This is a genomic window from Planosporangium mesophilum (genome assembly GCF_016863255.1).
GTDB classification, from domain to species: domain Bacteria; phylum Actinomycetota; class Actinomycetes; order Mycobacteriales; family Micromonosporaceae; genus Planosporangium; species Planosporangium mesophilum.
This window is the reverse complement of record NZ_BOON01000074.1, coordinates 26,552-35,459: the sequence shown is the minus strand read 5'-3', so window position 1 is coordinate 35,459 and position 8,908 is coordinate 26,552. Positions and strand designations below refer to the sequence as shown.

The 8,908-nt window shown below is 71.9% G+C and carries 8 protein-coding genes; 4 read left to right on the top strand and 4 right to left on the bottom strand.

What is annotated here, in order from left to right:
- A partial coding sequence (locus Pme01_RS31300; RefSeq protein WP_239088537.1) for an SseB family protein occupies window positions 1–1,438 on the bottom strand: 1,438 nt, incomplete at its 3' end.
- A 346-nt stretch (window positions 1,439–1,784) separates the two neighbouring features.
- On the opposite strand from Pme01_RS31300, the gene mycP reads away from it, so the two are divergent.
- Complete coding sequence (gene mycP / locus Pme01_RS29580; RefSeq protein ID WP_168113508.1) at window positions 1,785–3,020, top strand: type VII secretion-associated serine protease mycosin; 1,236 nt, start codon at window positions 1,785–1,787, stop codon at window positions 3,018–3,020.
- Between the two features lie 106 nt (window positions 3,021–3,126).
- Here the strand turns inward: mycP and Pme01_RS29575 are convergent, their stop codons facing one another.
- The 3 genes from Pme01_RS29575 to eccB all read right to left on the bottom strand — a co-directional run bounded on the left by Pme01_RS29575 (window position 3,127) and on the right by eccB (window position 5,330).
- Complete coding sequence (locus Pme01_RS29575; protein ID WP_168113509.1) at window positions 3,127–3,417, bottom strand: WXG100 family type VII secretion target; 291 nt, start codon at window positions 3,415–3,417, stop codon at window positions 3,127–3,129.
- 19 nt (window positions 3,418–3,436) lie between these two features.
- Window positions 3,437–3,763 carry a WXG100 family type VII secretion target gene (locus tag Pme01_RS29570; RefSeq protein ID WP_275408588.1) on the bottom strand — a complete coding sequence of 109 codons (327 nt, stop codon included), beginning with the start codon at window positions 3,761–3,763 and terminating at the stop codon, window positions 3,437–3,439.
- 145 nt (window positions 3,764–3,908) lie between these two features.
- A complete protein-coding gene (eccB, locus tag Pme01_RS29565; protein ID WP_168113511.1) occupies window positions 3,909–5,330 on the bottom strand; it encodes a type VII secretion protein EccB in 1,422 nt (473 codons plus the stop codon).
- Between the two features lie 124 nt (window positions 5,331–5,454).
- Between eccB and Pme01_RS29560 the strand changes: the two genes are divergently transcribed.
- The 3 genes from Pme01_RS29560 to rarD all read left to right on the top strand — a co-directional run bounded on the left by Pme01_RS29560 (window position 5,455) and on the right by rarD (window position 8,898).
- Window positions 5,455–7,443, top strand: a complete 1,989-nt coding sequence (locus Pme01_RS29560; RefSeq protein WP_168113512.1) for a type VII secretion protein EccE — start codon at window positions 5,455–5,457, stop codon at window positions 7,441–7,443.
- 88 nt (window positions 7,444–7,531) lie between these two features.
- Complete coding sequence (locus tag Pme01_RS29555; protein ID WP_168113513.1) at window positions 7,532–7,915, top strand: phage holin family protein; 384 nt, start codon at window positions 7,532–7,534, stop codon at window positions 7,913–7,915.
- A 62-nt stretch (window positions 7,916–7,977) separates the two neighbouring features.
- The gene (gene rarD / locus Pme01_RS29550) at window positions 7,978–8,898 is read left to right on the top strand and encodes an EamA family transporter RarD (RefSeq protein WP_168113514.1); all 921 of its coding nucleotides are present in this window, start codon (window positions 7,978–7,980) and stop codon (window positions 8,896–8,898) included.
- The last annotated feature ends 10 nt before the right edge of the window (window positions 8,899–8,908 follow it).

The following is an 8,908-nucleotide window of genomic DNA, read 5'->3' as shown; positions in this document are numbered from 1 at the left end:
CTGGGCTGACCGACGGCGGCGCGGCGCTCGGCGGCGCTGGGCTGACCGGCGCTGGGCTGACCGACGGCGGCGCGGCGCTCGGCGGCGCTGGGCTGACCGACGGCGGCGCGGCGCTCGGCGACTGTGGTGGCGCGAGGCCCGGTTGCGGCGAGGCGTCCAACGGCCGCGTGTCCAGCGCCCGGGCATCCAGCGGCCGCGCGTCCAGCGGCTCGGTGGTGGGCGGGGCTGACCGCTCGGGCGGCGGGGCGTCCGGCATCGACGGGCCGGGCTCGCGCACCGGCGCTTCGGGCTCGCGTACCGGCGTATCGGATCGTCCATGGCGCGGCGGCGGGGCGAAGAGATCGGCGGCCGAGGTGCGGTCGTCGGCCAGATTCTCAGATGGCGCGTAACTGGACATCGGTACGAACGCGCTCACCCGTCGGCGGGGCAGGCCCGGCTGATCTGTTCCGCCGTGGGCGGGCGGTCCGGCCGGCGCGCCGTTCGGGGTCGCATCGGTCGGCGGCGCGGCGGTCGTGGGCGGGGCCATCGGCGGCTGGACCGGACCGGTCGTGGGCGGGGCCATCGGCGGCTGGACCGGACCGGTCGGCGCGGCGCCCGGCGGCGACACGGGGCTCACCGGCGCACCGCTGATCGGCCCGGGAGTCGTCGGCGCGGAACTGATCGGCGCCGGGCCGAACGGCGTACCGGTGGCCGGGGTGCGCTCCGCCGACCCACCCCGCGTGGCGGCGCCGTTGGCCGGCGCACCGCCCGAGGGCGCCCCGTTCGAGGGCACGGCGCTCGGAGGCGCCGCGCTCGGAGGCACGGCGGCCGGCTGTGACGGCGCGGTGTTCGGAGCGCCGTTAGGCACCGTCCCCGGGGGTTGGAAACCGTGCCGACTCAGCAGCTCGGCACGGCGCGAAAGCCCGCTGCCCTGGCCAGCCGGGCCTCCGGCCGACAGCAGCCCGCCGCCCCGACCCGTCGGCGGCTGCGAAGGAGGCACGGCACCCGGCGCACGCGAGCCCGTCGCCGTTGTCTGCTCCATGCGGGCCCGGGCACCGAGGGTACGGCCGGGCAACCGCACGTCACCGCGACTGATCTGGGCCACGAACCACGGCGGCAGGTACCCCTCGATCGGCAGGCCCGGGTTGACGGCGAGCCACCACTCGGTGTCGGGCCACGTCGTGGCCAGTTCGCGGAACGCCACCCTGCGGTACGTACCGGCGTGCTCGGCCAGGCACGCCTCGAGCGCCGCGGCCGAGGTGAAGGCGAGCACGTGCGTACGCGAATTGGTGGTCCAGGTGCCCCAGCCCACCGGGGCGCGGCCGGCGAGCGTGTCGGCATCGACCGGCAGGATCAGCTCCGTGCGGGCCAGAAGCCGGAAGTAGTGCTCCTGGTCCCCGGCGCGAAGGGCGTCCCGCATCGCGGCCTCCGCCTCGGTGGCCGGCTCCCACTCACTCACGGCCACCCCCCTTTTCGGTCTCGGACCGTCGCGCTGCGAACCTAACTTACAAGGCATCGGGAAACACAGCAGGACCGGCAACAGACCACATGCCATGTCTGGGCCGCCGCAGGTCCCGGTGGAAGAAGTTATACCGGGTACGGGCAAGTCCCGCGAGAGCGCATCCAGACTCGTATCTTCCGACCACGCCGGGTGGGCATCCGGCTACGGCCGTCTCCTGTGGACCGCCGATCCACGCATTTCTCCGATTCGGCGTTTTGACTGCTGGCGTGTGCCGCATAGCATCCTGGGCGGACGGGCGCGGGTGGATCCGGCACTAGCGGGGGGCCTCATGCGACAGCGCACCATGCACAGGCCTGAGTACGACGACGCCGTGCCGGCACCTCGGCGCCGGGCGCGGCGGGCCGCGGCTGGTCTGGCCGCGACGGCTCTCGCCACCCTGTGCCTGGTGCCGTTCGCACCGGGGCCGGCCGCGGCGGCCTGCACCAGTACGCCGACGCAGGCGCAGCCCGGCCTCAACGCGCAGCCATGGGCGCAGCAGCGCTGGAGCTTCGACCGGCTGGCCGAACTAGGCGCCACCGGGGAGGGCGTCACCGTCGCGGTCGTGGACTCCGGTGTCGACGTGCGGCATCCGCAGCTACGCGGACGGGTACTGCCGGGATGGGACGCCTTCGGGGCGACCAACGGCCAGGAGGACTGCGTCGGCCACGGCACCGCGGTCGCCAGCATCATCGCCGGCCAGCCGGTCCAGGGCAGGCCCTTCCGCGGGCTCGCTCCCGGCGTCAGGATCCTGCCGATCCGGGCCAGCGAACGCATCGACAGCTCGTCCGGCCGGGGCGAGCCGGCCGATCTCGCGAACGGGATCCGGCAGGCGATTGCGCGCCGGGCGCAGGTCATCAACTTGTCGCTGGTACTGACCGAGGACCGCCCGGAGGTTCGCACCGCCATCGCCGAGGCGGTCGCCAACAACATCGTGGTGGTGGCGGCCGCCGGCAACGGCCACAACGACAACGGCAGGGACCCGACGTCCTACCCGGCCGCGTACGACGGTGTCATCGGGGTGGGCGCGCTCGACGAGTCCGGCGTCCGGTTCCCGAAGTCCCAGACAGGTACATATGTGGACCTGACGGCTCCGGGCGGCCGGGTCGAGGTCGCCGTACCGGGTGACGGCTACCAGCTGATGGACGGTACGAGCATGGCGACGCCGTTCGTCTCGGCGGCGGCGGCACTCGTGATCCAGAAGTACGGGCCCAACATCTCCGCCCGCCAGGTCGCCACCCGGCTGATGGCCACCGCGGACCCCGCGCCGGGCGGCGTGCAGGAGTACGGCCGGGGCATCGTCAGCCCGTACCGGGCGGTTACCGGCCTGATCGCGGACAGCTCCGCGCCGGCGAGGCTCTCCGGGATTCCCGGGATCGAGAGCGACCCGGCTGCCGAAGCGGCCGCCGCGGCGGCAGAGCGTAACCGCATCATCGCGCTGTCGCTCGCCGGTGGCGTCGGGGGCCTCGCCCTGCTCGTCGTACTTGTCGCGATCGTGGTGCCGCGAGGGCGCCAGCGCCGCTGGCGACCCGGTACCGGCTGAGCAACGGCTCTGTCGCCGCGACGCGCGGTACAGAGGCGCCTGGCTGACATACGACAAAGGGCGGCCCGGTCATCGATGACCGGGCCGCCCTTTGTCGTATGTCAGCTCACGAGAAGAGGTTCGCGTTGGTCTTCTCGGTCTGGATGTACTCCTGGGTGGACTCCTGCAGAGCCTTCTTGATGTTCTGCAGGATCTGCGTCAGGTCCTGGGCAGCGGTCGTCCACTGCTGCTGACGCTGCTGGTACGCCTGCTGCGCGCCGCCCTCCCAGGTGGAGACCAGTGGCTTCGCCGCCGATTCCAGGTCGTCAAGCTGGGTGTGCAGGGCGCTGATCGCCTGGTCGATGTGCCCGGCAGCCGCCTGCAGCTGGCCGAAGTTGACGAGTAGCTGACCACTCATTGTTTGATCCTCCCCTTCCCTACAGCGGCAGTTTCACGGATGAACCGCCCTGGAAGGCGTTCATGCGGTTAGCGGATTCGGCGTCCGACGAGGAGTAGAAGTTCCCAGCCTTCTCGATCGCGCCCGCCGTCTCGTCCAGCGCCTGGTGCAACTTTTTGACGTCTTCGCCCCAGTGCACCCGGGCGTTGTCGAAGGCCTGGGCACCCTGGCCCTGCCAGCCAGCACGCAGGCTCTCAAGCTCGCTCATGAGCCGCGTGAGCATACCGGCCAGATCCTGGTTGGTCGATCGGAACTTGTTGGCGGTCTGCGCCATTACCGCAGCTTCTGACCGCGTCTGCTCTGACAACCGAATTCACCCCGTTTCTCGTTCAGCCACTAGGTCGGGCATGTCTGTCGCCATGACGGTAGCGGGCCGGTTCAAATCCTCGCCAGTCCCCACTTCGAACTTTGTGGATAACTCCCGGCACTTTGGACACTTCGCTCTGTGTTTTTCACGATGCCGCACTTTGCCGGGCGGCCACCGGATCCAACACCGGCCCTGACGGGAGCAGAGCCACCAGTTCAGCGGGCATCGGCACCGGGGTGATGTCGCCGTAACCGAGCTTCGCCACCAGGTCACGACTGGACAGCGGGTACCGGATGCCGCGATCGGTGACGATGCTCAACGCACCGTTCGTCGCGCCGGGGGAGGCGGCCGATTCCACCAGGGCACCGCGCCCCGGCGGGACGACGACCCGGTCGGCCAGGACCGCACCGCTGGTCGTACGCGCCGGCGTGACCGAGGCGTTGATCAGATCCGACAGCTTCGCGTCGACGACCACCCTGTCGACGCCCTTGGCGTCCCGGATGGACACACAGACCGAGCTGTTCCCTGAGGCTAGCTGGGGCTTCACCGCGAACGGCGGCTCGGCCGTCAGCCCGGCCTTGGAGCGCTGGACCCCGTCGTATTCGGCCGGCTGCAGGTTGGTGGCCTTGCCTCCGTCCGGCGTCTCCGGATCGGTCATGAGCAGGTTGGCCTGCGCCGGCGTAATGGCGGCCAGTCCATCGGCGAGCATGACCGAGTACTGGGTGCTACCCGCGTTGAGCTGGTACACCTGCCCGATCCGGGCCCCCGGCAACGCGGGCGACCGCTCGCCCCGCCGCGGGATCGGCAGCGGCTTCAGGTCGGGGCCGGCCGGGAGCGCGTTGATCAGGGCCGGCGAGACCACCATCGGCGTCGTCGCGCTCCACCCGAACGCGGCCAGTACCTGGTTGGGCTGCACGACCTGGAAGCGCCGGTTGTTGTACACGAGGTAGCGCTTCCCGTCCGGGGTGGACACCAACAGGCCGGTGGGGTCGCCCGGCACACCGACCGGTACCAGTGACTGCCCATCGCCGACAGAGCCGCCGACCAGCAGCACCGACAGCGGTTTGCCGGTGTCGGAGGTGTCGGCGCTGTCCGACGGGCTCTGCGAGCACAGCGTCCACGCCGTCTTGACGAGGCGTTTGCCGATGGGCAGCGAGTCCGGCGCGCCGGCGATCCCCATCGGAGCCCCGCGCTCGGCCTTGTCGAGCGCCGCCTGTGACCAGGTCACCACGTTCGGCTGCGCGCCGTCGGCGATCAGCAGCGCGGATGCGTAGTTGATGACCGGATGGAGCTTACGGTCGCCCTTGTAGAAGACGTACCGGGTGCCGGACTCCTTCTCGATGATGACCTGGCCCTCGGTGCGCCAGTTACCGGCGCCCCCGGCCAACAGCCCGTAGACCGCGGCGCCCGCGAGTGCGAGCGCGGCCACGATCGCACCCGCCATGGTGGCACCGGCGACCCGTCGAAACGGCGACTGGGCGGGATCGGTTTCCCGCATGACCAGGGCCGCGACGACACGCTGCACCGAGAACTGGTAGGAGTGCAACTGATCCTGGCGCGATGGCATCGACCCTCCCCGTACGGACTCGCCCCCGCACGATGGGCGGTCGCGCCCTACGATAGGCGCCCGGGAGAGTTGGCGGGAGGTCGCGGCGGTGTCGATGGGACAGCCGACGGCGTGGCAGGCTGGCGTGCCAGGTCACGCGCCCGATGCCGGGCAGCAGGCGCACGCGGGTCAGACCGGCTGGGGCGGCGACCGCGTACCGGCCGACAGCGAGCCGGTCGGACGGAGCGGTAGCCGTATCCAGGCATCCGGAGGCGGCGATGGTGGCGGCCGCAACCCGGAACCGAAACGCATCCGGCAGCGCGGCACGCTGTTCGGGCTGCGGAGCGGGCAGTGGGTGTCGGCGGAGTTCGCGGCGGTCGTCCTGCTCGCCGCCGTACGCGGTGGCGCGGTGTGGCTGCTCGTCGCGGTGCCGGTGGCCCTGTTCGTCATGGTGGTCGCGTTCGGACGGTTCAAGGGGCACTGGGCGTACGAGTGGCTGGCCCTCGGCTCGCGGTATCTGGGACGCCGGCGTAGCTTGCCCGGCGGCGACCCGACCGGTCTGCTCGAACTGCTGCGGCCCGCCGCGATCATGGGCAGCGTGGACGTGGACTCGGCCGCCGTGGGCGTCATCGAGGACGCGTACGGCCTGACCGCCGTCCTCGAACTCGGCGACCCGAGCGCGCTGCTCGCGGACACCGCACCGCTGGCACCGTCACCGGCCGAGCTGCTGCCTCCGGCCAGCGCCGACCAGCCTCAGATCAGGCTCCAACTGCTCGTCGCCGGTATTCCGGCGCCCACCGTGCGCGGCGGGTCGGGCGCGACGGCGACCTCGTACCGCCAGCTCACCGACGGCCGGGTGCTCGCGCTGCAGCGGTCGTTCCTGGCCATCCACGTACGCCGCTCGGGCGGGTTCGGCGAGACGGAGCTGCGCCGGGCACTGTCCAGTGCGGTCCGGCGGGCGCGCCGCCGGCTGGAGCGTGACGAGCTCCCCTGCCGTGCCCTCAACGCCGACGCGGCGCTGCGGGTACTGGGAGAGCTGGCCCACCTCGACGGGGTGAGCGGCCTCCAGGAGGACTGGTCCACGGTCGGCGTGGGCGCCCTGCGCCAGGTCAGCTTCCGGCTGCGCCGCTGGCCCGACGTCACGGGCGACCTCGGCCGGACCCTGGTCACCCGCGTGCTCACGCTGCCCGGAGCCGGTACGACCGTGTCGCTGGCCGCCGAGCGCCTCGACGCCGATCAGGTACGGGTCGAGCTGGTGGTCCGGCTCGTCTCCCCCGGCCCGCAGAGCCAGGCGGCGGCGCTGACCGCCCTGCAGCGCCTGCTGGGTGCGGCCGGCGCGCGGGCGGAGCGGCTCGACGGCACCCAGCTCGCCGGGCTCGCCGCGACGCTTCCGCTGGGCGGCGCCGCCGACCCCGGCGCGGCCGGGCTGGTCGACGTGCTGGACCGGTCGGCCGGCGCGGCGCTGGTCGGGGACGCCGGCATGCGGGCGACGACACAGACCCTCGCGGCCATGGAGCTGCCGACCGGCGGCGCCGGCCTGATGATGGGCGTCAACCGGCATAGTGAACCGATCACCGTCCGGCTGTTCCGGCCGGAGCCGACCCGGGTCGGGCTGTTCGGCGGCGTGCGGTACGCGCAGCTCGTCGCACTGCGGGCGCTGGCGCTGGGCGCCCAGGTGATCGTCCAGACCGGTCGGCCGCAGATGTGGGAGCCGTTCGACCGCGGCATCGGTGGCTCCGGTAACGAGCTGACCATCGCCGCGCCCAACCGGCCTCTCGACCTCACCCCACCGACCCCGCTGCAGCCGCAGTTGATCATCGTGGACGTCGGGCCGGTCGGCGCCATGGCGATCCCGGTGGTGGAGTCCGCCTGGCGCGCCACCATGGTGGTACGCGACGAGTTGGCCTCGCACGACATGGACGTCCTGGCCCGTGCCGACCTGGTGCTGCTGTCGCCGCTGTCCGCGCCCGAGGCCGAGATCGCGGGGTACGCGCTCGGCCTCTTCCAGCTCGCCAACCTGCCGCGGGTACGGGCCGACATGGTCGGCATCGTGGTGGGCCGGCGCACGCTGCGCTGGACCCTGCTGTCACCGACCCCGATCGAGCAACAGCTCATCGGTACCATCACCCGCTGAGCCGCCGGACGAGGTCCGCCGATACCCGTCGAGAAACGAGATCGGGCCGAGACCCCAACGGTGGCGCGGGCATGCGACCATCACCGCCATGGGCATCCTCATCCGGCTCGTCGTGAGTGCCGTGGCGTTGTGGATATCGACGCTCGTCCTCAAGGGCATCGCGATCACCGAGGCCGACACGGTCAAGAAGATCGGCACCCTGCTGCTGGTGGCCGCGATCTTCGGTCTGGTCAACGCCATCCTGCGCCCGGTCGTCAAGGTGCTCGGGTGCTGGGCGTACGTGCTGACGCTCGGGCTGGTCGCCCTCGTGGTCAACGGTCTGTTGTTCCTGCTCACGAGCTGGATCGCGGGCCAGCTGGGCCTGCCGTTCCACGTCGACAAGTTCTGGCCGACGGCGGTGCTCGGCGCCCTGCTGGTGAGCGTCATCAGCTGGGTCCTCAACCTCGTCGTCCCGGACGGCGACGACAAGTAACGCCGGCCACCCAGCGGTCACTAGCGGTAAGGGGCCCCGCCTCTTACCGCTAACGTCGGCGCGTGAGTCAACTGCGCCGTGGTTACGTGTTCGGGTTCGCCGCGTACATCGTCTGGGGTTTCTTCCCGCTCTACTGGAAGCAGCTCACGCCGTCCGGCCCGATCGAGATCCTGGCGCACCGGATCGTCTGGTCCGCCGCCTTCGTGGCGGTCCTGCTGCTGGCGATGCGCAACCGGCGGTTCCTCAAGGACCTGGCCCACCGGCCCCGTACCCTCGCCGGCGCCTGCCTGGCCAGCGTGATCATCGGCGTCAACTGGTGGATGTACATCTACGGCGTCAACTCCGGTCACGTGGTGGAGACGTCGCTCGGGTACTACATCAACCCGCTCGTGACCGTGCTGCTCGGCGTCGCCGTACTCCGGGAGCGGCTGCGCCCGACCCAGTGGGTCGCGCTCGCCATCGGCACGGTCGCGGTGGCCGTCCTCACGGTCGACTACGGCCGGCTGCCGTGGATCGCGCTGTCGCTCGCGGTCACCTTCGCCCTGTACGGCCTGATCAAGAAGAGCCTGGCGCTGCCGGCCGTGGAGGGCCTGTTCGTGGAGTCGCTGGCGCTCACCGGGCCGGCCCTGGCCTACCTGGGCTGGCTGGGCGGCCAGCACCGGTCGACCTTCGGGCAGGTGTCCACGCTCCACACCACCCTGATGGTCCTCGCCGGCGCGGTCACCGCCATCCCGCTGCTGCTGTTCGCCGGGGCCGCCAACCGGATCCCGCTGTCCGGCCTGGGGCTGCTCCAGTACCTCACCCCGACGCTGCAGCTCGGCTGCGGCGTGCTGGTGTACCACGAGCCCCTGCCCCCGGCCCAGCTCGCCGGGTTCGCCCTGGTCTGGACCGCGCTCGCCGTGTTCACCTGGGACGGCATCCGCAACGCCCGGCGGGTGCGGGCCATCGCGAAGGCGCAGGCGCTGGCAGCGACCGCGGCCTGACCGCACCGAC

Coding starts and splice junctions, on each gene's coding strand:
- mycP (WP_168113508.1), top strand. CDS start 1,785: ATGCACAGGCCTGAGTACGACGACGCCGTGCCGGCACCTCGGCGCCGG.
- Pme01_RS29575 (WP_168113509.1), bottom strand. CDS start 3,417: ATGAGTGGTCAGCTACTCGTCAACTTCGGCCAGCTGCAGGCGGCTGCC.
- eccB (WP_168113511.1), bottom strand. CDS start 5,330: ATGCCATCGCGCCAGGATCAGTTGCACTCCTACCAGTTCTCGGTGCAG.
- Pme01_RS29555 (WP_168113513.1), top strand. CDS start 7,532: ATGGGCATCCTCATCCGGCTCGTCGTGAGTGCCGTGGCGTTGTGGATA.